Consider the following 24,194-nt stretch of genomic DNA (forward strand, 5'->3'; position numbering starts at 1 on the left):
CGCATAGCAGGCGCGAATAGGAGTTTTGTATGAACACAAAAACATTGGGCATCATTAGCATCTTAATGCTTTCCAGCCTGTTAGGCGCCTGCAGCGACGACTCATCAAACAAATCCAATCAGACAAAACCAGAAACCCGTAACGATGATGAGATTGGAGTGCTTGAACCCTATCTGGAAGAACCCATTTTAGAAACACACCAAAACGGCGAAAGAAAAGTTGGCCTCTACTCCGAGAGCAATGGGCAAGGTACATTTGAAGACTGTAAAACAGGCAAAGAATACGGGGTGGATATCAACCAAGATGTCAGCCGACTCCATTCTACTTACATTGCATTAACCCAGGTTGATGAACAAAGATTGATGGTCGAGCTAGTCGGTGAAGTCCAAGCTGATCAAAATGAAGCCAGCATACTTCAAATCCAGAAATTATTAAGCATTACTCATCTAACCAGCTGCCCATGAGTTAAAGCTTAGTACCAGTCATCTCTTTTCACTCCTGTTCTTGGCTACCTCTTCCTTATCCAATCAAAAACGCCTTAAATTTCATACACTTTAATGCATAAATGAAGCGGTCATTTGTTCCTTTCTACTGTACTATAAAATCACTCAAGTTAAGTCCTAAACAGAAAGCAATTATAAGTAACTTGAGTATAACTATTACAATTTCACCATAGCTAAAAGGAACTTCACATGTCATTCAATTATTCAAAATTCTTTAAAGGCACCAGCTCAGAACCTGCCGGCGAATCTCAGGGCTATCCGGTTCCGGGCCGTCAGTCTGCGACAGCTGATGAAATCGCAGGCAATGCTTTTTTTGCTTCTCAGTGTGACTGGCAAAATGTTGTTAATGAAGAATATGACTACATAGTTATTGGAACGGGGCCAACGGGCGTTGCATTTATTGAGCAAATCTACTCAATAAACCCTAACGCTAAAATACTGATGTTGGAGCGAGGCGGCTTCTGGCTGCCTGTTCATTATCAAATGTTACCCGATGCTTTCGCACAAACCACCGGCTCTCCCCCTACCACTTATCCCTGGTCGAGAACTCGAAAGATGGTCACCACCTCACCAGACTTTTTCCAAGCTGGTTACATTCCGGTGGTAGGAGGTCGCTCAACTTACTGGAGCGCCTGGAGCCCCTCACCCACTCCGGATCTGATGAGAGACTGGCCACAGGAAATGATCGACGTCACCTTACAGCCCAACTTTTGGGAGAGAGCAAAGAAATTCCTCCATGTCACTTCAATGGATAACATCAATGATGGCGTCTACGGCAATCTGCAGTCACAACTGGATACCAATATTGCTAACAACTTTAAGCAATTTGTGCCCTCCGCAGAGAATGCTTTTCCAGCACCGATAGCCGTTGCCAATCCTGAGTGGAAAACCGTTAAATTTTACAAATACTCGACGGTAGGCACCTTATTGAATATTCACCAAGAACAACAAAAGTTGGCACAAGCAGGCGCTGGCACAGCACTCACGATTGCTGATCAATGTATTGTAGAGCGCTTAATCCATGACGATGAAGGCCAGGTTATAGCCATTAGCACCAATAGAGGGAGTGTTAATGTCGCTAACGCAAAAATCATTTTAGCCATGGGCGCCATTCCGCCGGCAACACTACTCATGAACTCTTTCAAAGAGAAACTTCCTAATGCCGGACAAAGATATACTGGACATTTTATGTCTCACGTTACTGCACGTGTGAAACGCTCAGCTTTTGATAACTTATCCGACTTAGAAATAGGCGCTGTCTATCTTGATGGTAAAGCAAGCAATGGGCTCCAGTATCATGTTCAAGCCAGTGTTTTTGCCGAACAAAACCCGGCTGAAGATAGCACCACCCTCGCCCGCGAATGTCCCGATGCAGCAGCGGCTCCAACCAGCGAGCAGATGCTGGGTTCTGAAGAGTACGTTGTTTTTGTCTGCGCCACTTTAGGCGAAGTCAGTGAGAAAAATGACAACAACTGGATAAAGCTTAATCAGAACCAGGACCCCACCACCAACATCAACCTTCAGTTATTACTGGGGGATGAAGACAGACAATTATGGGACGAGCTGGACAAAGCCACCTATCAGACAATTGCCGCGCTATCTTCGAAACAGTCCACTCCGGAAATTGAATATTGGGTTGATAAACCCGATGGTAGCGGATACTGGACAACTGACAAGCCGCCACAGGATCAAATTCGACTCAACATCATTGTTCATGAGGCATCCCAGTTATGGGTTGGGACCGATCCAAATGACTCTGTGGTCGGCCTTGATTACCGCCCTCATGGCGTCAACAATGTCTATGTTACTGGTGCGGGGCTGTTCCCTACTTCTGGCTCATGGAATCCCACCTTAACCATGTGCGGATTTGCTCAGGATTTAGCTGTAAAGCTAGAGCAATAACCATCTCGCAGTTTTATTGAACATAAAAAAAGCCCAATAGAAAACTGCTGGGCTTTTCATCAACCTAATTACGCAGGAAAATTATTCAAGTTCGAGGCGCCGGACTGTTTTTTAGCGGAGCCGACCTCTAGGGTCGTTGAGCACAAAAAAAGCCTGACAATACGCCAAGCTTTCTTTCAAGCAATTGCGCCGGAAAATTGTCCAAATTCGAGGCGCCTGACTGTTTTTTAGCGGAGGCGACCAACTTGGTCGTTGAGCATCAAAAACAGGCAGGCAACAAAGAAATTGGATAATTTAACCAGTAATTTATAGTTTGTCGGCAGACTCAGATAGATACTTAGCCACACCTTCAGGCGTCGCATCCATACCCTTATCACCTTTGTTCCAACCTGCTGGGCAAACTTCGCCGTGCTCTTCGTGGAACTGTAGCGCGTCAACCATACGAATTAATTCATCAACGTTACGGCCTAATGGTAGGTCGTTAACTACCTGGTGGCGAACAACGCCATCTTTGTCGATTAGGAATGAACCACGGAAAGCTACGCCTGCTTCTGGATGCTCTACGTCGAACGCTTGGCAGATTTCGTGTTTTACGTCAGCTACCAGGGTATAACCAACTTGGCCAATACCGCCGTTGTTGATGTCAGTGTTACGCCATGCATTGTGAGTGAAGTGAGAATCGATTGAAACACCGATTACTTCTACGCCACGCTTTTTGAACTCTTCTAAGCGGTGGTCGAATGCGATTAGCTCTGATGGACATACGAATGTGAAGTCTAACGGGTAGAAAAAGACAACCGTTGGCTTGCCTTTGGTTGTTTCGGCAAAGTTAAAGTCTTCTACGATCTCGCCGTTGCCTAATACTGCTGCTGCCGTGAAATCTGGTGCCTTGCGGCCTACTAATACTCCCATTATTTCCTCCAAGAGTGTGTTTATTCAATTTTAGGTGTGCGTATTATACGCTGATATGACAATAATTCTTAAGACCTTTCACAAAAGATTAAAAGTCTGATTGAAATCGATTAAAACTTGAACGATGACGCAGACTCGCTCCCTAACTGGGCTTTTCTGAGCAAGCACTAATCACTTTACGGGTTTGCTCAAAACTTTCCCGCATCAGGATTCTGAACCATTTGTGCAGTGCGGTCTGGTGTTGTCGTTCATGCCAGTAGAGATATATGTCCAGAAGTGGCAGTTTCAAGGGCATTTCCTTCATAACCACACCATAGCGATCGCATTCTTTCTCCGCGACCAGACGCGGCATCGAAAACATCAGGTCGGTGCGGCTACAGATATCAAGCGCTAAGTGGAAAGTGGGAACATAGAGTGCGATTTTTCGTGATAGTCCCTGCTTTTCGAGTGTACGGTCAATGAAAGGCTTGCCTTTACCGGTTACCGTCACCAGTCCGTGTCGTTGCTTTAAGTACTCGTCGAGACTGATCGATTTTTGTTTTGCCAGCCGATGTTGCTTTGACATAACTAATACAAAATCATGCTGAATCAGGTGGAAACTATGATACTTGGTGCTTTCAAATGACTTGTCCTCTTCACCGACCAGAAAATCGATGTCACCCTGCTCCAGCAAAGAAATTCCATCGGGACGAATATTAAAGGAGCGCAACGCAACGTTAGGCGCCTGAGCTTGCAAATCTTGCCATAGGTTGGGCATGAACAGGCTCATCTCTAAATCCATCGACATAATGCTGATTTCACCTTTGGCTTTTGCCGGGTCAAACTTTTCCGGCTGGATCATGCACATGAAATCAGCTAGCCAGCTTTTAAGCCTCGGTTGTAGCTCCATTGCTTTGTCGGTTAGCTGATAACCGTTACCAACCCTTACCAACAACGGGTCATCCAGCATCTCGCGCAATCTCTGTAATGAGCGACTGACCGCCGGTTGGCTCATGTGGAGCCGATCGGCGGCATTAGAAATATGCTTTTCTTCGAGCAGCACATCCAGTAACACCAGCAGATTCATATCTAAAGAGCGAATATTCTCAACTTGCATACTTAATATCTATTTAATGCATTTCAAGCATAACTATAAACCAGCTACAGTCGCTCCATCAAGTCAATAAATTCAATTTGGAGTTTAAAAAATGAGTAAAAAACTAGTAGCTGTGGTTTATCACAGTGGTTATGGCCACACTGAAGTACTTGCCAACCAAGTTCACCAAGGTGTGCTGGATGCTAATGCGGATGCCGCACTGGTTTCAGTCAATGAAGTCGATGAACAATGGGATACGCTAGCTAAGGCCGATGCCATCATTTTCGGCAGCCCGACCTATATGGGTAGCGTTAGTGCTGATTTTAAGGCTTTCATGGATAAATCTTCCAAAGTCTGGGCTGAACAAGGCTGGAAAGACAAGTTAGCGGCAGGCTTTACCAATTCTGGGTCTATGAGCGGTGATAAACTGAATACATTGATTCAAATGTCGGTGTTTGCCGCCCAACAAAGCATGTTATGGGTTAGTTTAGGTCTGATGCCCGGCAACGCCAGTAGCGAAGCTTCCCCTGATGATGTAAACCGAATTGGCGGTTACCTGGGCGCCATGGCGCAGAGCAATACTGATCAGGGCGCGGACCTGGCACCGCCACAAAGCGATCGAGAAACAGCACGCATACTCGGAACGCGGGTTGCTGAAATAGCTAAAAAATTCAAGTAGTTAGTATGTTTAACCTGATTTTCACGTCACTTTCACGGACCTTAAGTTATGTTAGCTCCATCAGTTCCCTAAACTGTGTTGTTGCAAAGCGTGCTGTTGCAATCTTTTTATTGAAATCTGTATTCAACAGACTCGTCTGAAACAAGGAAGTTATTTGTGACACTTCCCCGGGCCACCTCGCGTGGCCTTTTTTTTGCCTGTAAGCCAACCAGCTGCTTATTTGACTTATATTGACCATGATCAAAAATACCTAAATGCCAATGCAAGAGCAGTTGACAATCATTCGCATTTAGATATAATCTCAACCATCGAACACTATTTAATCTATTCTTATGTACGTTTGCCTTTGTAAAGCTATCACAGATAAGCAAATAAAAGACGCCGCCTTCAACGGCGCATCCAGTATGCGTTGCCTGAATAAAGAGCTCGGCGTTGCTACCCAATGTGGCAAATGTGCAGTAACTGCAAAGCAGATTTTGCGCGAGCATCATAGTCAGGTCACACAGTTTGACCCGCAAACGACACCAAGCTTTGTGGATGCAACTTTAGGAAAAGCCTTAAAGTAGCAAAACAGCCCCTACTTCAGAAAGCCGCTCCTCATGAGCGGCTTTTTTTGTTCCTGCCCTACTGCAAGGGTTTTGGGCAGCGACTAAGAAATCAACATCTTAGATTTTTGTTGAAGATAGCACCAATAACCCCATTTATATTGAGCTAAGGCGCGTGCAAAATATAGCAATCAAAATCTGTGACCTTAAGGAATCCCTTTAGGGAGATGATTTTGATAGGAATTTTCAGCAAAGGTGACCAACGGAAATCCCCTTGCGGGAGATGTGATGTAAATTCTGGTACCCAAGGGGGCAGACCCTGCGTTAAGTATTTTGGAAGTGGCGCAGGAAGTCACGCGAAGCGTGACCTCAATATACGGGTGGTCTTCTTTTATGAAGTACATCCCTGTACTTCACCCTTCGGGCTAGCTTCGCTATTCAAAATCGTTCCTGACGATTTTGTGGTTACTTAAAGCAAGACAAATTTGTCCGGAACAAATTTGAACAGCAGAGTGAAGCGACGCTGGCTTTAGCGGAATACAGGGATGTATTCCGTAAAAGTAACTCGCTGAGGAGCGAAATATTAGCAAAAGGAATGAATGAAAAGAGCATGGATTTACCCAAGGGCATTCCCTTTGGTCACCCTCCTTCGCGGGCGACCGAAGGAAGTGCCCGTGGTGAATGACAGTATGTGAAACTTTAATCCATCAACAATCACTCTCAAATAAGAACACATACCATTTGGCAATCATTCTAATTTACATTTAAATTCAATAAGTTACGTCTCCTCAAACTTGCTTGATCCAGGTCAAAGTCGTACAATCATTGGATACATTCTTAACTATCGGATTAAAAACAATGAAAGGCGACGCAAAAGTTATAGAAATTCTTAATCAAGCATTGGGCAATGAGTTAGTTGCTATCAATCAATATTTTTTGCATGCGCGTATGTACAAGGATTGGGGCTTAAAAGAGCTGGCCGATCATGAGTACGAAGAATCGATTGATGAGATGAAGCATGCGGATATGCTGGTTGAGCGTATTTTATTTTTGGAAGGCTTACCGAACCTGCAGGATCTTGGTCGCTTACGCATCGGTGAAAACACCAAAGAGATGCTGGAGTGTGATTTGGCGTTAGAGCTTGATGCAATTCCAGACTTACGCGACGGCATTAAATACTGCGAGGAAGTCCGTGATTATGTCAGCCGCGATATTCTGAATGATATTCTGGAAAGTGAAGAAGAGCACGTCGACTGGCTGGAAACTCAATTAGGTCTAATTGAAAAGATTGGTATTCAGAACTATCTGGCTGAAAAAATGAAGGAAGGCGGCAATTAATTGTCGAGAGTTTTTTGAAAAAAGGGTAGCAACAGCTGCCCTTTTTTATGTTTGTCACATAGTAGCACGAAGCTATAGGATGGGTTAACACAAGTGTAACCCATCGTGTGTTATGAAGGTGTGGATTGATGGGTTACGCCTGCAGGCTAACCGGGTCTGCCCCGTGGGTGCATCCTATGTTTCTGCTACAGTTCTTTTTTTGTTGGAGTATCATAAAGAATTCTCACTCTATCGGGATAATCGGTAAAAATGCCATCAACACCCATAGCTTTAACTTTAACAATATTATCGGGTTCATTCACGGTATGAACATAAAGCAACATACCTTCCTCATGTACCTGCTCCACCAACTCTTCATTCACCAAGCTTAAGCTGGGATGAAAGCTATAGGCGTTAACGTCACGAGCAAAGCTTAAGGCTACATCAGCTTGTTCATCGGCTATGACACCGATTTGAATATCCGGGTCAAGTTGGCGCACCAGAAACAGTTCAGAAAACAGATACGACGATATAATGAAGTTCTCTTTCTTGTAGCGGTCTTTATCCAACATCTTGACCAACTCCATCACCAGGCTGGCGGTTCGCAAACCTTTTAACTCGATATTGATAAAAGTATCAGCATCGATCAGCTCAATCACTTCATGCAGAAAAGGAATCTTTTCGCCCTGCCCCGCATCCAGACTACGTAAATACTCGACAGAGTGATCGAGTAATAGCCCAGAGCCATCAGTCGTTCTATCTAGAGTATCATCATGAAAAACCAATAAGTGACCATCGATATTTTGTACATCAAATTCAACGCCATCGACACCAAGTTCAAGCGCCTTGCGAAACGACAAGAGTGTATTCTCAGGGGCCAGTCCCATAGCACCGCGATGGCCGATGACTTTCATGCTATTTACCGCTCTTTTGTTTCTTATCCCTAACTTTCAAGTTGGTGCCAAAAGATTTGGTCTCGAACAGATCAATCACCTTAATCAGATCGCTTAACTTCTTGTAACCATAGTTACGAATATCGATTGAGGACTTGTTGGCTATGAATGAGCCGATAGGACCTAATGAGGCCCAGCCATCATCATCGGAAGTCATTTCAATAGCGTTTCTGATCAGTTCGATAAGTTTGGTATCTTGCTTAAGCTTACTCGGAGAGAACTTAGAAACATCAGCATTATCGAGCTTGGCGCCGAGTTCTAAAAAGCGGGTACAGGCATTACGAAAAGCATCCGGTGTTTTGGTTTCGCCATAACCGAAAACCAGCTTACCTTCATTGATAAGACGAGTGGCCAAAGGAGTAAAGTCACAATCGGAAGTAACCAGGCAAAAAATATCTACATCCTTTCCGTAAAGTACATCCATCACATCAATGGCCATAGCCAGATCCGTTGCGTTCTTGCCTTTGGTTAAGTCAAATTGTTGAATCGGCTGAATGGCAAACTCCAGTAATATATCTTCCCAACCTCGCAGATTGGCATTCTTCCAGTTGCCGTAGGCCTTGCGAATAATGACCATGCCATGGTTAGCGAGATCTGACAAAATCAAATCGAAGTATTTGCTCGAGGCATTATCCGCATCAACAAATAATGCAATATGCTTATTGTGTTCCATAATATTCCATCCATAAAAAATGCCGCGTTATAGCGGCATTTAATCATATTAGCTGTTTGGGTAAAACGACGTTTTACTCAGGCTGCTTACCGTAAGACTCGTTTAGCGCTTCCTGCAACTCGCCTTGCTGGAACATTTCAAGAATGATGTCACAACCACCTAGAAGCTCACCATCAACCCATAACTGTGGGAATGTTGGCCAGTTGGCGTATTTTGGAAGCTCGGCGCGAATGTCTGGGTTTTGCAAAATATCGACATAAGCAAACTCATGGCCACACTGCATCAAAGCTTGGACCGCTTGAGCTGAGAAACCACACATCGGTAGTTTCGGTGAACCTTTCATGTAAATTAAAACTTTGTTGTCTGCAATCTGTTGTTTGATTTGCTCAATAGTGTCGCTCATGTAAAACCTCGAATTTCGTTAATGGGGCACCCAGCCCTGTATCAGATGGCGGCGATTATAACGCTTTTCAAGGGCTATGAGCACCGTTAATCTAAAGAAATCTTGATCTGCATCTATGCAAGCTGAATTCTTGTCGCTACAATGCGTTACAAATGAGAATTAGTTTCAATTAGAGTTCGATTAGTACTGTTAAGGGCAGATAATTCATCTTCTATGAGCGAATTTAGCGACCACCCTATTCTGCAACTGAACGATGTTCAGTGTCGCCACGGCGAACAAATCATTGTTAACCACATCAGTTTTAAACTCAAAGCCGGTGATAGCGCCTGCCTTTTGGGTCCCAGCGGTTGCGGAAAAACAACTCTATTACGTGCTGTTGCCGGGCTCGAGCCTGTGTATGAAGGCTTTATCAGCATTCATGGTCAATTTTGCTCAAAGCCTGACTTCACCCTACCGCCGGAAAACCGTCATTTAGGGCTGGTATTTCAGGATCATGCCCTCTTCCCCCATTTAGACATCTTCGATAACGTGGCCTTCGGTTTACGTCATTTACCCCGTAAAGAGCGACGTGAACGAGTGCAGGAGTGTCTCGAGCTGGTGGGCCTGGAAGCTATGGAGAAGCGCTATCCTCATCAATTGTCTGGTGGCCAGCAACAACGCGTTGCCCTGGCACGCAGCATTGCACCGCGCCCTGAGCTGATCCTGTTGGATGAACCTTTCTCCAGTCTGGATACCCATTTACGGCGCTCTTTGGCACGCGAACTGAAAAGCCTACTCAAAGAACAGAACATCGCCAGCCTATTAGTGACCCACGATCAACAGGAAGCCTTTGCTATGGCCGACTACATCGGGGTCATGCATCAAGGTCAGTTACTACAGTGGGATACCCCTTACAACCTCTACCACAAGCCTGAAGATGCCCAAATCGCCTCCTTTATTGGTGAAGGTCATTTCATCGCGGGGCAGATTTCAGATCATCAGCACGTCAATACCGTACTCGGCAATTTCACCATCGCCAATGGCCAGAAATTCACGCCAAATGACAGCGTTCTGGTGCTGATGCGCCCTGATGACGTCAAACCTAATATGAACTCGCCCTTACGCGGAAAAGTCACTCACAAGGTCTTTAAAGGCGCGATCATTGAATATGAGCTGGAATTAGCTAATAAAGAGCAATTAAAGGCCATTTTCCCCAGCCACCATGACTATCCGTTAGCACAAGATATAGGGTTCGACCTGGATGTGAAGCACTTGATCGTGTATCCAGATCACATTTCTTTGTAAAATTTTTAACCAACTCAAAAAAAATGCAAATATGACTTAAAACGCTTGACCTAGCGCAAGCCCAAGCCCCACAAGGCCTCGCGACTTACCCACCATTTGCTAACAATTTATCCACAGAAAATTCCCCAAGATATACTCTTGCCAAGCGCTCAAAAACGCACTATCTTGTATTCATTGCGACAGCAACTAACTATATATAGTGAATCAAGAAGTTCGTCTAACTTGTTGATTCTCTGTTATCTCAGTCAAAAAATGAACAAAAAACAGCCAATCGCCAATAATGCAAAGAGGTCTGTGGAGGAATAATGGAAACCGAAGTCAGCAAACCTGAACAATCAGCTGCCAAAACACCAACTAATACACCATCTCGTCCGGAAATCGAAGCTACCAAACCTGGTGAGATTCGTGTTATTCGCCGTAATGGAAAAGTAACGCCTTATGACGACAGCAAAATCGAAGTCGCCATGACCAAGGCGTTTCTAGCCGTCGAAGGTGGAGCAGCAGCAGCATCAAGCCGTGTACATGAAACGGTACGTCAATTAACCAAGCAAATCACTGAAGCATTCAAACGAAGAATGCCAGGTGGCGGCATCATCCACATTGAAGATGTCCAGGATCAGGTTGAACTGGCCTTGATGCGTAATGGCGAACAGAAAGTAGCTCGTTCTTACGTGTTATACCGAGAAGAACGTTCACGCGAACGCGCCGCTCGCGACACAGCCAAGCTTGATGCGCTGGTTGGCGACAATCAGGTGATGGTAACCGTTGAAGACGGTAGTAAACGCCCATTAGATGTTGAGCGTTTGCACACGGTTGTGGTTGAAGCCTGTAAAGATCTGTCTGACGTTGAACCAGACCAAATTCTTAAAGATACCATGCGTAACTTGTACGATGGTGTTGCTATTAAAGACGCCTACCAGGCGTTGGTCATGACGGCTCGTACCATGATCGAGAAAGAGCCGAACTACACTTACGTAACCGCTCGTTTGTTGCTCGACAGTATTCGTTCTGAAGCCTTAAGAGAGCTAGGCGTTGCTAAACGTGCCACCCAAAGTGAAATGACTGGGATCTATCCAGAAGCCTTCAAAGCATATTTGAGCGTTGGCGTTGAAAATGAATTGTTAAGTCCAGAGCTTCTGAGCTTTGACCTCGACAAGATCGCTAACGCCATCAAGCCTGAGCGCGACATGCTATTTACTTACCTTGGCATTCAGACGCTATTCGACCGCTACTTCATCCATAAAGACGAAGTCCGTATCGAGCTACCGCAGGTGTTCTGGATGCGTGTGGCGATGGGCTTGGCGGTCAACGAAGATGATCGTGAAGCGCGTGCGATTGAGTTCTATGATGTGTTATCCACATTCCACTACATGAGCTCAACCCCTACTCTATTCAATTCAGGCACTTTGCGTCCTCAGCTTTCAAGCTGTTACTTGACCAATGTTCCTGACGACCTCGACGGCATCTATGGCGCGATTAAAGATAACGCTCTATTGTCGAAATTTGCCGGCGGTCTAGGTAACGACTGGACACCAGTACGTGGCCTTGGTGCTTACATCAAAGGTACGAACGGCAAATCACAAGGTGTTGTACCCTTCTTGAAAGTGGCTAACGACACTGCGGTTGCAGTCAACCAGGGTGGCAAGCGTAAAGGCGCAGTCTGTGCTTACCTTGAAACCTGGCACATCGATATCGAAGAGTTCCTCGAGCTTCGTAAAAATACCGGTGATGACCGTCGTCGTACTCACGATATGAACTCTGCCAACTGGGTGCCTGACTTGTTCTTGAAGCGTGTCAGCACAGATGGCGATTGGACGCTATTCAGCCCCAACGAAGTGCCTGATTTGCACGACCTGTATGGTAAAGAATTCGAAGAGCGTTACGAATACTACGAAGAGATGGCTAAATACGGCAAGATCAAAACCGCTAAGACCATTCCGGCGAATGTTCTATGGCGTAAGATGCTGTCGATGTTGTTCGAAACAGGCCATCCTTGGATTACTTTCAAAGATCCTTGTAACCTGCGTTCACCACAACAGCACGTTGGTGTCGTACACAGCTCTAACTTATGTACCGAGATTACTCTGAACACCAAAGCAGGCGAAGAAATTGCGGTCTGTAACCTGGGTTCAGTCAACCTGCCGAAGCACATGAAAGACGGTAAGTTGGATACTGAGCAGCTGGAGAAAACCGTTGCCACTGCAGTTCGTATGTTGGACAACGTGATTGATATTAACTTCTACCCAGTAGAAACCGCGCGTAAATCGAACATGCGTCACCGTCCAGTGGGTCTTGGCCTAATGGGCTTCCAGGACGCTCTCTACTTGCAGAAAATTCCTTACACCTCCGAAGCAGCGGTTGAGTTTGCTGACAATGCGATGGAAGCGATTTCATACTATGCCATTCAGGCATCAACGGATCTTGCTGAAGAGCGCGGTTCTTATGAAAGCTTCGCTGGCTCACTATGGTCGCAAGGCATTCTACCGATTGACTCGATTGAGAAGTTAATCGAAGAGCGTGGTGCTGAGTTCATCGAAGTGGATACCAGTTCAACGATGGATTGGGATACATTGCGCGAGCGTGTAAAAACTGTCGGTATGCGTAACTCGAATGTGATGGCCATTGCACCAACCGCAACCATCTCTAACATCTCTGGCGTCTCTCAATCAATTGAGCCGACCTACCAGAACCTGTACGTGAAATCGAACCTGTCAGGCGAATTCACAGTAGTTAATCCATACATGGTTAAAGAACTGAAAGCTCGCAAGCTGTGGGATTCTGTGATGGTTAATGACCTGAAATACTACGAAGGTAGTTTGCAGCACATCGACCGCATCCCAAGCGAAATTAAAGAGCTGTTCGCAACCGCCTTTGAAGTGGAACCAAAATGGTTAGTGGAAGCAGCAAGCCGTCGCCAGAAATGGATCGACCAGGCGCAATCGCTCAACCTATACATGAGCGAACCATCCGGTAAGAAACTGGATATGGTCTATCGCATGGCCTGGTTCCGTGGCTTGAAAACCACTTACTACTTGCGTTCACTAGGCGCAACCAGTACTGAGAAATCAACCATCAGTGATGGCAAGCTCAACGCCGTATCCTCTGGTCCAGCACCAGTCGGCTCGGCAGCACCAGCTGCTTGTGCACTTGATGACCCAGATTGCGAGGCTTGCCAATAAGGCAAGCTTTTCGCTTAAGTGAATAACTAAAAAGAGAAGTGACGACAATGGAATGGGGTCGCAACGAAAGTTCGCCCCTTTTTTCACGAAAATAAAATTGCAATGCAAAAGCGTGAAAAGCACAACCAAATTTAAGAGAGGTAAACATGTTCAACTGGGATGATTACAACAAAGAGGAAAAAGCTGAAGCGCCGAAGAAAGCACAACCCGCTCCAGCACCTGTAGTCGAAGAGCAGCAAGAGCAAGCTGCTGCTGAGCCAAAAGCAACTCAAGAAGAGTATATTGAGCCTGAAGCGTTAGACAATCTTGCTAAAGCACAAGCCGCTTTAGAAGAGCTCGACGTAGCACCAGGTTTAGAAGAATTAGAAATGGGCGCGGCTCGTATCGAAGTTGATGATAAGAAAATGATCAACTGCCGCGCTGATTTGAACCAGTTAGTACCCTTCAAGTACGACTGGGCATGGCAGAAATATCTGGATGGTTGTTCAAACCACTGGATGCCACAAGAAATCAACATGACCAAAGACGTTGCCACCTGGAAAGATCCCAATGGCTTAACGGACGATGAGCGTAAAATCGTCATGCGTTCTTTAGGTTATTTCTCAACTGCTGACTCATTGGTTGCCAACAACCTGGTACTGGCGATTTATCGCTTGATTACCAACCCTGAGTGCCGCCAGTACATTTTGCGTCAAGCATTTGAAGAAGCAATCCACACCCACGCCTACCAATACTGCGTAGAGTCATTGGGCATGGATGAAGCTGAAGTATTCAACATGTACCGCGAAGTACCAAGCATCGCTAAAAAAGCCGCTTGGAGCATTAAGCACACGCAAGGGATCTCCAACCCAACCTTCAAAACTGGCACAGACGAAGCAGACCAGGAATTGCTACGCAACCTAATCGGCTTCTACTGCGTTACTGAAGGCATTTTCTTCTACTGTGGCTTTACTCAGATCTTATCAATGGGTCGCCGCAATAAAATGACTGGTGTTGCTGAGCAGTTCCAATACATCCTGCGCGATGAATCAATGCACCTGAACTTCGGCGTTGACATCATCAACCAGATCAAACTGGAAAACCCACACTTGTGGACAACAGAATTCAAGCAAGAAGTCCTGCAAATGATTCTTGAAGGCACACAGCTCGAAATTGAATACGCACGCGACACAATGCCACGCGGTGTATTAGGCATGAATGCTGGCATGATGGAAGAATACCTACAGTTCATCTGTAACCGCCGTCTTGCCCAATTAGGCCTGCCTGAACAATTCAAAAACGTCTCAAACCCATTCCCATGGATGAGCGAAATCATGGACTTGAAGAAAGAGAAAAACTTCTTCGAAACCCGTGTCATTGAATATCAAACTGGTGGCGCCCTGTCTTGGGATTAACACCACATTTAACAGTTGGGGGAACAGAGGAGCTAAGAGACGTCTAACTCCTCTTCCAAGAGCCTGGCAAGCAATTGTCAGGCTTTTTTATTGGCTGTAATAAAGATGAAATTGCATACGTCAGAACGTATAATGCCCGAAATATTACTAGGAAGGACTGACTATAAATGAGGGTTTATATACTTGCCACAATTCTACTTTTCACATCAAACGTAGAAGCACAGCTAGTAAAAATAGTGTCAAAACAAACAGACTACATCACGGACAGGGCTATCTATTCAACGTTTTCACCCGATGATCAGTATTTATATACATCATCTCTCATTGGTGGCTTAGGGGTATTTAAGATTACCTCTACAGGCTATGAAGAACAACAAGTAATAGCCCAAGCTGTAATTAATACGCCTTATATGAATAGTGTCTATCAGGCTCCTCTTTATATGGATATTACTCAAGATGGAAAGCTGATGTTTGTAGCTAATCGAACACTTTCTACCACATATGAATCATATGGTGATGGAATTGATGTTTATAAGAGAGACTTATCAACTGGGGAAATAACCCAAGTTCACAAATATCTGACTTGGCAAGATAACTATGATGGTTTAGAGAAAGTCCATAAATTCTTATTAACTGAGCAAGATAACTTATTAATTACAATAAATCTAGTTGGAGGCATCAGCACAAACATTATTGATACCAATAGTGGCGAGCTCACACAACTTAACAAATACGATATTAACACCCCAGGCTTCGAAAATTTTCAAGGCCCTACCGATATCATCGAAATAGGGGATAAAAAATTCCTTGTTGTAAACCCAAGCAGTAACTATATCCACTTATTAGAATATTCTGAAACTGGTGAAATATCTATCATTGATAAAGTATCGACACAAGTATCAGCATCTATTGAAAGCCCTACAAAAATAGTTGAAACCCAAAGCCCCAATAGATTTTTGTTCTTAGGTGAAACTGGCTTAGGAGCTGTAGAGATAATAAATGAGAGTACAATTAATATCGATCAAATATCATGGGATGGTCAGACCCAGAATTTACTTCGCCTTGCCGGCTTAGCCTACAATAAAGTGAATGATAATCATGTTGCAATATCAAAGGATACTGGCGCACTCATTACCTTTAACAACAATGGTAATACTAATACTGCTTTATATGAACAGGTTCTAACAATGGGCTCTAGGAACATTGTTGATGCATCATCAGTAATTTCATCTAATTCATCAGGCAGCAGACTTTCTATTACTGGCTACAAACATGGAGTAGTCGCTCTACTTAAAACAACTGAATCCAGTAATAGTAATTACTCTGTGATAGGCCATGACAATAACGAAATATCAAAACTGCAGGGTGTTGCTCATTTAGAGAGCTTAGGAAAGAATGAACTGCTCAGCTACGGTGAAAAAGCCTTCTCTAAGTTTCACTTTGATGAGGACCAAAAGATACTAGTGCAGGATTATTATGTATTACTAGAAGAAACAACACCGATACCACCATATATCACCCTGAGAGGTGTTCAGGTATCGCATGATAAGAACCATATTTATGCAACCTTTTCTGGTAACAAAGGCGAATCAGGCATCAACACCTATTCTATTGAGCGTGAGTCAAAACAAATTAATAAAATAGATTATATAAATGGCGATAGTTTAAATATTGATAACTTCAGATATGGTCATGTCCTAGGTGACAGTACTAAGATCTCTATATCACCCAATGACGATTTCCTATACTTCCCTAATGAACAGTACGATTACGAGAGGTATAGTAGTTATGATACATTAGAGATATTTGGTAGGACTCCAGCTAACGGCCTTTTGAACTTTGAAGGACGATATATAGATGACAATACACAACGCTGCAAAATAAGCCCGAACGGAGGCTCCCCCTCTCAAGCTACTATCGTACATACAAAGGATGATAAGTTTGTCTATGCTGTTGGAAGAAATACGATATCCATTCTCCAGAAAGGCCTAGATGGACAGTTAAGCTGCATACAAAACACCTCCTCCATTGGCTTAAGATCTGCACCATTCTCAATGGCACTTCTAAATGACGATAATTATTTAGTTACCGCAGAAACATATGGCGTCACACTTTTTAGTCGAGATAAAGAAACGGGCTTATTAAGCGAATTGGATACTTGGAGCCTAAGTGATGAGAACAATACCGTAAATGGACTACTTGATAATGTAAGGCAGATCATTAAGCACCCGCATGGGAATCGTTTTTTTGCAGTAGCAAGTGATACCACTACAAGCCACTACCAAAACTACTTAGGTTATTTCAAGATAAACAAAGACACCCAAGAAATAGAGCTGATTGAGACAGTAGATAATTTCTATAGTGAAAACCAAGATGTTAAAGCACTAAGTATCAGAGACTGGACATTCTCAAGCAATGGGGAGTATCTTCACTTTATTCAACAGGCTGTAGCTCAATTTAATATATGGAATCTCGAAATCTTAGAAAAGTCTCCAACAAATATTGAATCAGCAAACTTACAAGCGACCGATAATGAGATGAACCAAATCACTATATATTGGGCTCAAGTCAGCAATAGCTCTGTCTATCAAATTTACGTTTCTGATACGCAGAATAGTGGGTTTAGTTTACTTAGCGAAACATCAAGCCTTGAATACACCCACGGAGGACTAGAAGCCTCGAGCACAAAATACTATAAAGTAAAAGCCTGCAATGATATGGGGTGTACAGATTTCTCTAATCCCGCAAGAGGTAATACATTAGAGCAATCATCTGAGAATGATAATGATGAAGAAACCAATAACAACTCCTCTGGAGGAGGTGCTATTAATCTTTACCTTCTGCTAATAATGATTACTAGCGCCTACATCAGGCTATCTGCAGGAAGAAAAAAACGGTATTAATATTCTCTAGCCTGGCAAGAAATTGTCAGGCTTTTTTATTGGCTACATTAAGGTCAAATTAAATGGACTTACCGAGCATTTTCTTTAACACCTTTCTTCAGATCTTAGTTCAGTTCTGGTGGTTGATTCCGATACCAATTATTCTGGTTTTTTTACAATCGCCTTACTTCAAAGGCAAAGTAGGAGAAAGACGTGTAAAGTCAGCTTCTTCCAGACTAGATCCTACTAAATACACCATATTCCATGATGTCACTTTACCAACCAGCGATGGCACCACACAAATTGATCACATCATCATTTCCAGGAAAGGTATTTTTGTTATTGAAACCAAAAACTATTCAGGCTGGATCTTTGGTTCTGAAAAGAATCGCTTCTGGACGCAGGTAATTTATAAAACCAAAAACAAGTTTCAGAATCCTTTATTTCAAAACTACAAACACATCAAAACACTTCAAAGCCTGCTGCAACTACCCCTTCATTATTTTCATTCTGTGATTGTCTTTGCGGATGACTCGACTTTTAAAACCAAGTTGCCTGAAAATATCATTAAAGATTATCAATTAAATAATTATATAAGTAGATTTGAACAAGTTCATTTAGACGATCAGCAAGTAACTGATGTGAGATGCAAAATTGAAGACCATAGACTGCAACAGGGATTTAAAACCAACCAGAAGCATATTCAAAATTTATCAAAGAATAGGCGCTAGCCTTTCCACCTGCCGTAACAGTGCTGTTTAGTTTGTCAGGCTTTTTTATTGGTCTTTATCAACGTGCCGCTGCATCCAACCAACGACACAGACGGCAAATAAAGCGCTTAGTAGTAGCGGTAATGGAATCGATTGGCTTAACTGATTTAACAATACAGATTGCGGTAACAACAAGATAAATCCGATGACACTGGCCAATGCCATTAATGTGCAGAGTAAATAAGTTAATAGCTTACTGGCTCGCTGCTTACTATGACGTCGGCTAATGTGCTTTGTTATTTTGTCTGCCAGCAATGGCGATGGTTGCTCTTCTGGCTGCTGCTCCAGTAGCTCATAAAGGCTCTGATATTCCCTCAGCTCCTGTAGATCATTTTCTTGTAGATCATCTTTATGTAGCTCAGCTGATTCACTGGCTACAGTTTTATCCATAGCCTGCTCCTGAATGCGCCACACATTTTTATCAATGTCGTTACTCATAAGTACTCTCTCTTGGCATGCAGTATTTGTTTTAAGCGCTTTCTGGCTCGAAACAAATGACTTTTAATGGTGCCCTGCGCTAAATCGGTTATTTCAGAAATTTCAGATAAGGTCAGCTCTTCCAGATGATATAGGCTGACGATGGTTTGCTGGAGAAGCGGGAGTTGCTTCATGGCAGTTTGCATCTGCTGTTGTAGTTGCTGCTGCTGAAGGTCTTCAAGTTGTGAAGTTCCAGTCTCATCTTCAGCAGCCTCTACTTCAACATCAACTTCATCAAGCTGCCTGCCCTGCTTCTGTAAAAAACGCACCGCAAAATGATAAGCAATTCGGCCAATCCAAGTGGATAGTTGACTTTCCCCTTTGTACTGACCCAATTTATTATAGACCTGCAAGAACACCTCCTGACTTAACTCAAGGGTATCTTCAGAATTTTGAACCAGTCTTGAAATAATGTGCCAGACCAGCTTTTGATAGTTGTTAACCAAAACTTCAAAGCTTCCCGGTTCATTATTCAAAACTCTTTTGACAAGAGTTAAGTCATTCATACCTAAATAGATGCAGCTAATAGCCTATCGGTTGCAATTTATTTAAAAAAAGTGCAACCGAACTTGAATACATGGTATCTATTGTTATAGAAATTCATTGAAATCCTTATTGCGAGGCGTTTATGTTCGACATTATTGCCATACTTATCCCGGTCATACTAGCTATATGTATCGTCATTATTGTGCGCATCATTAATGATACCAGTTTACGCAAACGCCTTGCAGAAACACAAACCGAAAAAGAGGTAGTTGACTCATTGCTCGATAGCCAGGCAGAACAACACAGACGCTCGTTATTTTGCTGGGGCTTCTCCACAATGATGGCTGGCGTGGCGATGGTCGTTATCGGCATCTTCGATCTTAGCGCAGATGACCCGCTGGCTTACGGCATTATCTTTATTGCTGCTGGCCTGGCACTACTGTTTTGCCATCAATTCTTGAGAATTAAGCGGTAACAATAACCGCAAACGTTTAACACGGTTAAACACAACTTCTAAAACCTTTAACTTCCATCAAAGAAAGGAACTTACTATGTTTATAAAACATACGCTCGCGCTCGCCTGTATGATTTGCACAACAGCCTGTACGGCAAGCAGCGATCCAGCTAAAACCCAACCATCAACTAAAGACTTTACTGCTCCGCAGAAAGTGGAAAAGATCGTCAAACACTACGCAGAAACAGCTAAAATACCGGGCGTTGCGGTTGCTTATATCAAAGATGGCAAAACTCAATGGGTATCAGTATATGGCCAGGCGAATGAGTCAGGCTCTGTAACAGAGAGTACCTTATTTAATGTCGCTTCATTGACTAAGCCGGTATTTAGCATGCTGACTTTGCAGTTAGTCAACGAAGATAAATTATCCCTCGATGAATCGCTTTCACAATACTGGATTGATCCAGACATTAAAGATGACCCAAGACATACTCAGTTAACCGCAAGATTGGCGCTCAGCCACCAGACAGGCTTTACTAATTGGCGCGGCGGTAACCCGCTTTCTTTCATGTTTAGTCCGGGTGAACGTCATGAGTACTCCGGTGAGGGTTTTGATTATTTGCGCAAAGCAGTTGAGGTAAAAACTGAAAAGACAATGCCACAGCTTATGGCAGAGTACATCACTAAACCGCTTGCGATGAACAATACCTACTTTGGATGGCAGCCGGAAATGGATGCTAATATTGCCAATCGCTATGATGAAGCAGCCCAAACCATAGAGCGCAAACCTTTTTATAAAGACAGTCATTCAGCGGCTTGCTGCACTCTAACCACCATCAATGACTATTCAAAATTCATTGCCTGGGTAGCGCAAGGCGCTGGACTATCTGATGAGCTATTATCGGATGTTCAAACCTTACAATCCCAACATGACAACCCAGTCGAGTACTATGGTTTAGGCTGGAGGCTGATTGAATTTAATAATCAGACTTTTCTGATGCATGACGGGCGCGAGCCAGGTGTGAGAGCTTTTACCACCGTATCAACAGAAACCGGTGAAGGACTGGTCATTTTGACCAACGGTTCAAATGGTGAATTGCTGTATCGACCTTTGATCGAAGCAACACTATCAGTTCAGAATGACTATTTAGCACAAACTGACAAAGATGCCTGGGTGTATTTGACCTCAGTACCTAAAGAAGTCCAACCAAGAATGATACAGTTTATTGCTCGCTCTCCTTCTTTCATATCGAAAGCTTTATACGCGGCTAACGAGACAGTCTTTTTTCAGTCGGGACTACAAGACAAAAAGTTATCAGCTTTAAAAAAACAGGCTGAAAATCACATTGATTCGTATGTTCTAGGAATGGTAGATGGGAAATATGACGGACAGCCCTTTATCAACATTATGAGTGCCTTAAGTCAGTCCCACGATGATACGGTTTTACTTAAACATGATCTCAGCAAGGCTGTAACAGTAGATGCATGGGTTGCTCTACTGAAGCAAGCAACACAAGCCAAGCAATAAGTTTGCCCGGATCTTCTCCCGCCCCCCTCAAAAAAAAGTAGCGCCAGTCTTTGGCGCTACGACTTAATTTTCCCCGAATTACATTCATAAAAGTCACCATGATACTACACAGCTAGAACCGATTATTTTTGCGCTTTTTACGTCGTTTAAACATCTGCGGATTACTTCTGACAAACACTGTAACCCATCGCTCTAAAAAAGATGCCTTTTTGCCTTTCTTAATATAAAAGTAGCCAATGATGGTAATAGTCAATGCGCCAATGGCATCAACGATTAAATCCCACATGGTATCAGTCAGGCCTGAAGGATCGCCAAGCATAGGTTTCTGCATATTCATGCCAAAGAAACTGTCCATGGCAAATTCAAATATTTCCCATATCACACCGAAACCAACAGCGAACAGAAAAGCAAAGAAGGCGACAAAACCGGGCTTCATATGTAAGCCAATTTCTTCCGTTTCGTTGAGTATATGCACCATCAGGAAACCAATGATTCCCAACAAAAAGCCTGATGTGGTGTGTAATGCCATATCCCACCACCAGAAGCGTGTGTAATAATCTCTAATCTCACCTAAAAATAATGCCGCAAAAATAAATGCGATTGCCATCAAGGCAAAAATAGGTGGAATGTATACATGGAAAAATTTTGCTAACACAATCGGTGCTAAAGTGATCAGTATAATTCCTGTCGTGATAGTCGCCGTAAACCATTGCTGATTCCATAAAGCAACTAGCACCTCAAGCAACAGAATTAGTTGTAGGACTATGGTGATTCTTTTGTGAATCTGTGACTCTTTCATATATTACTGTGTCTGTTTATTTGCCTGCATTTCGATGTATTCTCTGATAGGCAAATCATTCACGTATAAATCCTCTATTGTACCTTTCCCTTTGTAGACACGAACCTTGGCATAAACATCTTCAACCTCATCTCTTTGGCGACGCCATACGGCCGACTCAATCTTTGGTGCATTTTCCTCAGAGGCAAAATAGCGATCAAAGGGCAGACTGACAAGGTAGCCACCGTCATAACCTCGATAAAAAGTTTCAAGGTACAGGTAGTCCTGTCCCTCTTCCGGTTTAACATCCGTTAAAACTTCCAGTACTGCGTAGCCGTCATCATCAACACCGACTAAGGCGTAGACCCAGTCTTCACTTTCAATTTCTGCCCCTTCCATAACTGGAACCACTTCTTGGTCAGCAGCATAACTCAGGGTGACATAGCGTCCGCGAAAAGGATCATAAGGATCGATTGGACGCGTTTTGAATTTATAAGCGGTTCCTTCTGTCAAAATCTGATTTTGCTCGAAAATCATATAACCCGGAACAGCAAGTTGAATGGCAAACATAACGACTACTAGAATTAATGTTGGTTTCATGCTGTTTCCTCCTGTTGTGCTGACACATCCCGTTTGAGCTTCTTGTTATACCAAATATTGACTCCGAGGAAGGCGCTACCAATAAAGATAAATACAATACCTTTGAGTACAAAGGGGATATCACTATCAAAGAAACGGAACAACACCAGGAAGGAGAACCAGAGCAGGCCTGCATTAAGCAACATGAGTCTGTGTTGATTGATCCCTTGCGACATTATGACCACTGAGGCAATCAACACATAAAGATTAGCAAGAGTGATATAGACCAGTTCTGGCAATTTGATTTGAATGCCGATGACTCCTAGTATCGCCAGCAACATGCTAGTGATCAACGCCCACTGATTAATCCCCAGACGCTTAAACTTGAGGATGACAAAACCAATCGTTGCCAATACCGATATTGCAAAAACCAGCAGAATCAAATAATCATTAAATACAAACTTTGAGTCCGAATCTAAGTTACTGTACCGATAAAAATTTTCCCAGGTCAGCATGAGACTGATGCTGGCAATACCCAGGGCGCCAGCAGATGAAAAAGGATTGCCCCAGAAGCCATGACTCTTAAAACCAAAGAGCCACTTGCCTAAAGAATAATATAAAACTGATAGCGCGAGCATGATGTATATCATCCAGTCGTCGATGGGTGATTTCCAACCAACGCTATAAATTATAGAGAAGGTGCTGCCAATGAGCACAAACCACAGCGCCCATTGAAACAACAGGTACCGCTGCTGTTTATAAAGGTGATAGAGATAAGGAGCAAGCAACAGGTAATAAAGCCAATAAGGTTCGCGCTCTAAGCCACAGAGCCATAATATTAATGCGCAAACAAGGATCAGGACTCCCGCTGAGCCAATTAAATAAAGGATTGGAATACCGAGCACCAGCCAGGTCACTAAAAACCGTTCCAAATCCCCATAGATATGATAGGTCTGGCTGATTAAAGCAATACTTGCTGCTGTAGCGAAAAATAATAAGGTTCCGGCTGCTTCTCTTAAGCCTGTTAACTGCGGCTTATAACGGACAGAGTACCAGGCCAGGGCCTGCGCAAGTATTAACGGCAGGATAGACAGAACAGTCCGCGTTCCCTTGCCAAAGCTTTCCCAATTATGGGCAACTAACAAAATAATACCGCCGCCAATCAGAATAGCACCCAGCGAGATGAGCAATAAACTGCTCCAGCTTGAATAAAAACTATCGACATTGCTGGTGGAATATCTATTGAGTATTTGGGTTTGTTGTTCTCGCCCAATAATCCCCTGCTCCACCCAATCTCCTGACTCAGACTCTAGCCAGCTTTTTTGGTTTTTAGTGCACTGTTTAGGTTCCATGAGGTCCTTCCGTTTATAGTTTACCCAACACTATAGCACTGAGATTAACAGATGCCTATTGCCTATTTT

22 protein-coding genes are annotated in these 24,194 nt (G+C 43.5%); 12 read left to right on the plus strand and 10 right to left on the minus strand.

All coding sequences use genetic code 11. The annotated features are described in order from the left end of the window. The first annotated feature begins 29 nt into the window (after positions 1-29). On the plus strand, positions 30-464 hold the full coding sequence (locus ACYTXU_RS07675) for a hypothetical protein (RefSeq protein ID WP_462206046.1): 435 nt from the start codon (positions 30-32) through the stop codon (positions 462-464). A 228-nt stretch (positions 465-692) separates the two neighbouring features. Further along, positions 693-2,405 carry a GMC oxidoreductase gene (locus ACYTXU_RS07680; protein WP_462206047.1) on the plus strand — a complete coding sequence of 571 codons (1,713 nt, stop codon included), beginning with the start codon at positions 693-695 and terminating at the stop codon, positions 2,403-2,405. Between the two features lie 306 nt (positions 2,406-2,711). Here the strand turns inward: ACYTXU_RS07680 and ACYTXU_RS07685 are convergent, their stop codons facing one another. Further along, a complete protein-coding gene (locus ACYTXU_RS07685) occupies positions 2,712-3,317 on the minus strand; it encodes a peroxiredoxin (RefSeq protein WP_015780755.1) in 606 nt (201 codons plus the stop codon). A gap of 142 nt (positions 3,318-3,459) precedes the next feature. Continuing rightward, positions 3,460-4,413, minus strand: a complete 954-nt coding sequence (locus tag ACYTXU_RS07690) for a LysR family transcriptional regulator (protein ID WP_462206049.1) — start codon at positions 4,411-4,413, stop codon at positions 3,460-3,462. Between the two features lie 91 nt (positions 4,414-4,504). Between ACYTXU_RS07690 and ACYTXU_RS07695 the strand changes: the two genes are divergently transcribed. From ACYTXU_RS07695 to bfr, 3 genes are all read left to right on the plus strand, one after another. Further along, positions 4,505-5,071, plus strand: a complete 567-nt coding sequence (locus ACYTXU_RS07695) for a flavodoxin family protein (protein WP_462206051.1) — start codon at positions 4,505-4,507, stop codon at positions 5,069-5,071. Positions 5,072-5,403: 332 nt separating this feature from the next. Continuing rightward, a complete protein-coding gene (locus ACYTXU_RS07700) occupies positions 5,404-5,637 on the plus strand; it encodes a bacterioferritin-associated ferredoxin (RefSeq protein WP_331892368.1) in 234 nt (77 codons plus the stop codon). An 837-nt stretch (positions 5,638-6,474) separates the two neighbouring features. After that, on the plus strand, positions 6,475-6,954 hold the full coding sequence (bfr, locus tag ACYTXU_RS07705; RefSeq protein ID WP_331892366.1) for a bacterioferritin: 480 nt from the start codon (positions 6,475-6,477) through the stop codon (positions 6,952-6,954). Positions 6,955-7,139: 185 nt separating this feature from the next. Here bfr and ACYTXU_RS07710 read toward each other — a convergent pair whose 3' ends face one another. The 3 genes from ACYTXU_RS07710 to grxD form a co-directional block, all read right to left on the minus strand. Beyond that, positions 7,140-7,847, minus strand: coding sequence for a glycerophosphodiester phosphodiesterase (locus ACYTXU_RS07710; protein ID WP_462206053.1), 708 nt, complete (start codon positions 7,845-7,847; stop codon positions 7,140-7,142). A 1-nt stretch (position 7,848) separates the two neighbouring features. Then, positions 7,849-8,559 carry an NYN domain-containing protein gene (locus ACYTXU_RS07715; protein WP_462206055.1) on the minus strand — a complete coding sequence of 237 codons (711 nt, stop codon included), beginning with the start codon at positions 8,557-8,559 and terminating at the stop codon, positions 7,849-7,851. Positions 8,560-8,632: 73 nt separating this feature from the next. Next, the gene (grxD, locus tag ACYTXU_RS07720) at positions 8,633-8,962 is read right to left on the minus strand and encodes a Grx4 family monothiol glutaredoxin (protein ID WP_462206056.1); all 330 of its coding nucleotides are present in this window, start codon (positions 8,960-8,962) and stop codon (positions 8,633-8,635) included. A gap of 213 nt (positions 8,963-9,175) precedes the next feature. Between grxD and ACYTXU_RS07725 the strand changes: the two genes are divergently transcribed. From ACYTXU_RS07725 to ACYTXU_RS07745, 5 genes are all read left to right on the plus strand, one after another. After that, positions 9,176-10,246, plus strand: coding sequence for an ABC transporter ATP-binding protein (locus tag ACYTXU_RS07725; protein WP_462206057.1), 1,071 nt, complete (start codon positions 9,176-9,178; stop codon positions 10,244-10,246). A 305-nt stretch (positions 10,247-10,551) separates the two neighbouring features. Continuing rightward, positions 10,552-13,425 (plus strand): ribonucleoside-diphosphate reductase subunit alpha, encoded by a 2,874-nt coding sequence (locus ACYTXU_RS07730; RefSeq protein ID WP_462206058.1) that lies wholly within the window; start codon positions 10,552-10,554, stop codon positions 13,423-13,425. Between the two features lie 146 nt (positions 13,426-13,571). After that, the gene (locus ACYTXU_RS07735) at positions 13,572-14,819 is read left to right on the plus strand and encodes a ribonucleotide-diphosphate reductase subunit beta (protein WP_462206060.1); all 1,248 of its coding nucleotides are present in this window, start codon (positions 13,572-13,574) and stop codon (positions 14,817-14,819) included. Positions 14,820-15,055: 236 nt separating this feature from the next. Then, on the plus strand, positions 15,056-17,722 hold the full coding sequence (locus tag ACYTXU_RS07740) for a beta-propeller fold lactonase family protein (protein WP_462206061.1): 2,667 nt from the start codon (positions 15,056-15,058) through the stop codon (positions 17,720-17,722). A gap of 62 nt (positions 17,723-17,784) precedes the next feature. Then, positions 17,785-18,432: a nuclease-related domain-containing protein gene (locus ACYTXU_RS07745; RefSeq protein WP_462206063.1), complete on the plus strand. Its 648-nt coding sequence runs from the start codon at positions 17,785-17,787 to the stop codon at positions 18,430-18,432. A gap of 45 nt (positions 18,433-18,477) precedes the next feature. Here the strand turns inward: ACYTXU_RS07745 and ACYTXU_RS07750 are convergent, their stop codons facing one another. Both ACYTXU_RS07750 and ACYTXU_RS07755 read right to left on the minus strand, forming a co-directional pair. Beyond that, positions 18,478-18,909, minus strand: a complete 432-nt coding sequence (locus ACYTXU_RS07750) for a hypothetical protein (protein WP_462206065.1) — start codon at positions 18,907-18,909, stop codon at positions 18,478-18,480. Further along, positions 18,906-19,454, minus strand: coding sequence for an RNA polymerase sigma factor (locus ACYTXU_RS07755; RefSeq protein WP_462206067.1), 549 nt, complete (start codon positions 19,452-19,454; stop codon positions 18,906-18,908). The genes ACYTXU_RS07750 and ACYTXU_RS07755 overlap by 4 nt, the downstream gene beginning before the upstream one ends. A gap of 122 nt (positions 19,455-19,576) precedes the next feature. On the opposite strand from ACYTXU_RS07755, the gene ACYTXU_RS07760 reads away from it, so the two are divergent. Both ACYTXU_RS07760 and ACYTXU_RS07765 read left to right on the plus strand, forming a co-directional pair. Then, the gene (locus ACYTXU_RS07760; protein ID WP_462206069.1) at positions 19,577-19,909 is read left to right on the plus strand and encodes a hypothetical protein; all 333 of its coding nucleotides are present in this window, start codon (positions 19,577-19,579) and stop codon (positions 19,907-19,909) included. Positions 19,910-19,985: 76 nt separating this feature from the next. Then, the gene (locus ACYTXU_RS07765) at positions 19,986-21,416 is read left to right on the plus strand and encodes a serine hydrolase domain-containing protein (RefSeq protein WP_462206070.1); all 1,431 of its coding nucleotides are present in this window, start codon (positions 19,986-19,988) and stop codon (positions 21,414-21,416) included. 112 nt (positions 21,417-21,528) lie between these two features. Here the strand turns inward: ACYTXU_RS07765 and ACYTXU_RS07770 are convergent, their stop codons facing one another. From ACYTXU_RS07770 to ACYTXU_RS07780, 3 genes are read right to left on the minus strand one after another with little or no spacing between them, the layout of a single operon-like run. Next, complete coding sequence (locus ACYTXU_RS07770) at positions 21,529-22,215, minus strand: hypothetical protein (RefSeq protein ID WP_462206071.1); 687 nt, start codon at positions 22,213-22,215, stop codon at positions 21,529-21,531. Positions 22,216-22,218: 3 nt separating this feature from the next. Then, positions 22,219-22,794: a GDYXXLXY domain-containing protein gene (locus tag ACYTXU_RS07775; RefSeq protein ID WP_462206072.1), complete on the minus strand. Its 576-nt coding sequence runs from the start codon at positions 22,792-22,794 to the stop codon at positions 22,219-22,221. Next, positions 22,791-24,125: a DUF2157 domain-containing protein gene (locus ACYTXU_RS07780; RefSeq protein ID WP_462206073.1), complete on the minus strand. Its 1,335-nt coding sequence runs from the start codon at positions 24,123-24,125 to the stop codon at positions 22,791-22,793. The genes ACYTXU_RS07775 and ACYTXU_RS07780 overlap by 4 nt, the downstream gene beginning before the upstream one ends. Positions 24,126-24,194 lie beyond the last annotated feature (69 nt).

It is taken from the genome of Kangiella sp. M94 (genome assembly GCF_054926195.1).

Bases quoted from the DNA above. Each gene is read 5' to 3' on its own strand.
- ACYTXU_RS07765 (WP_462206070.1), top strand. From the start codon at position 19,986: ATGTTTATAAAACATACGCTCGCGCTCGCCTGTATGATTTGCACAACA.
- bfr (WP_331892366.1), top strand. From the start codon at position 6,475: ATGAAAGGCGACGCAAAAGTTATAGAAATTCTTAATCAAGCATTGGGC.
- ACYTXU_RS07680 (WP_462206047.1), top strand. From the start codon at position 693: ATGTCATTCAATTATTCAAAATTCTTTAAAGGCACCAGCTCAGAACCT.
- ACYTXU_RS07755 (WP_462206067.1), bottom strand. From the start codon at position 19,454: ATGAATGACTTAACTCTTGTCAAAAGAGTTTTGAATAATGAACCGGGA.
- ACYTXU_RS07695 (WP_462206051.1), top strand. From the start codon at position 4,505: ATGAGTAAAAAACTAGTAGCTGTGGTTTATCACAGTGGTTATGGCCAC.
- ACYTXU_RS07685 (WP_015780755.1), bottom strand. From the start codon at position 3,317: ATGGGAGTATTAGTAGGCCGCAAGGCACCAGATTTCACGGCAGCAGCA.
- ACYTXU_RS07780 (WP_462206073.1), bottom strand. From the start codon at position 24,125: ATGGAACCTAAACAGTGCACTAAAAACCAAAAAAGCTGGCTAGAGTCT.
- ACYTXU_RS07675 (WP_462206046.1), top strand. From the start codon at position 30: ATGAACACAAAAACATTGGGCATCATTAGCATCTTAATGCTTTCCAGC.
- ACYTXU_RS07690 (WP_462206049.1), bottom strand. From the start codon at position 4,413: ATGCAAGTTGAGAATATTCGCTCTTTAGATATGAATCTGCTGGTGTTA.
- grxD (WP_462206056.1), bottom strand. From the start codon at position 8,962: ATGAGCGACACTATTGAGCAAATCAAACAACAGATTGCAGACAACAAA.
- ACYTXU_RS07745 (WP_462206063.1), top strand. From the start codon at position 17,785: ATGGACTTACCGAGCATTTTCTTTAACACCTTTCTTCAGATCTTAGTT.
- ACYTXU_RS07750 (WP_462206065.1), bottom strand. From the start codon at position 18,909: ATGAGTAACGACATTGATAAAAATGTGTGGCGCATTCAGGAGCAGGCT.
- ACYTXU_RS07715 (WP_462206055.1), bottom strand. From the start codon at position 8,559: ATGGAACACAATAAGCATATTGCATTATTTGTTGATGCGGATAATGCC.
- ACYTXU_RS07775 (WP_462206072.1), bottom strand. From the start codon at position 22,794: ATGAAACCAACATTAATTCTAGTAGTCGTTATGTTTGCCATTCAACTT.
- ACYTXU_RS07770 (WP_462206071.1), bottom strand. From the start codon at position 22,215: ATGAAAGAGTCACAGATTCACAAAAGAATCACCATAGTCCTACAACTA.
- ACYTXU_RS07710 (WP_462206053.1), bottom strand. From the start codon at position 7,847: ATGAAAGTCATCGGCCATCGCGGTGCTATGGGACTGGCCCCTGAGAAT.
- ACYTXU_RS07725 (WP_462206057.1), top strand. From the start codon at position 9,176: ATGAGCGAATTTAGCGACCACCCTATTCTGCAACTGAACGATGTTCAG.
- ACYTXU_RS07730 (WP_462206058.1), top strand. From the start codon at position 10,552: ATGGAAACCGAAGTCAGCAAACCTGAACAATCAGCTGCCAAAACACCA.
- ACYTXU_RS07735 (WP_462206060.1), top strand. From the start codon at position 13,572: ATGTTCAACTGGGATGATTACAACAAAGAGGAAAAAGCTGAAGCGCCG.
- ACYTXU_RS07760 (WP_462206069.1), top strand. From the start codon at position 19,577: ATGTTCGACATTATTGCCATACTTATCCCGGTCATACTAGCTATATGT.
- ACYTXU_RS07700 (WP_331892368.1), top strand. From the start codon at position 5,404: ATGTACGTTTGCCTTTGTAAAGCTATCACAGATAAGCAAATAAAAGAC.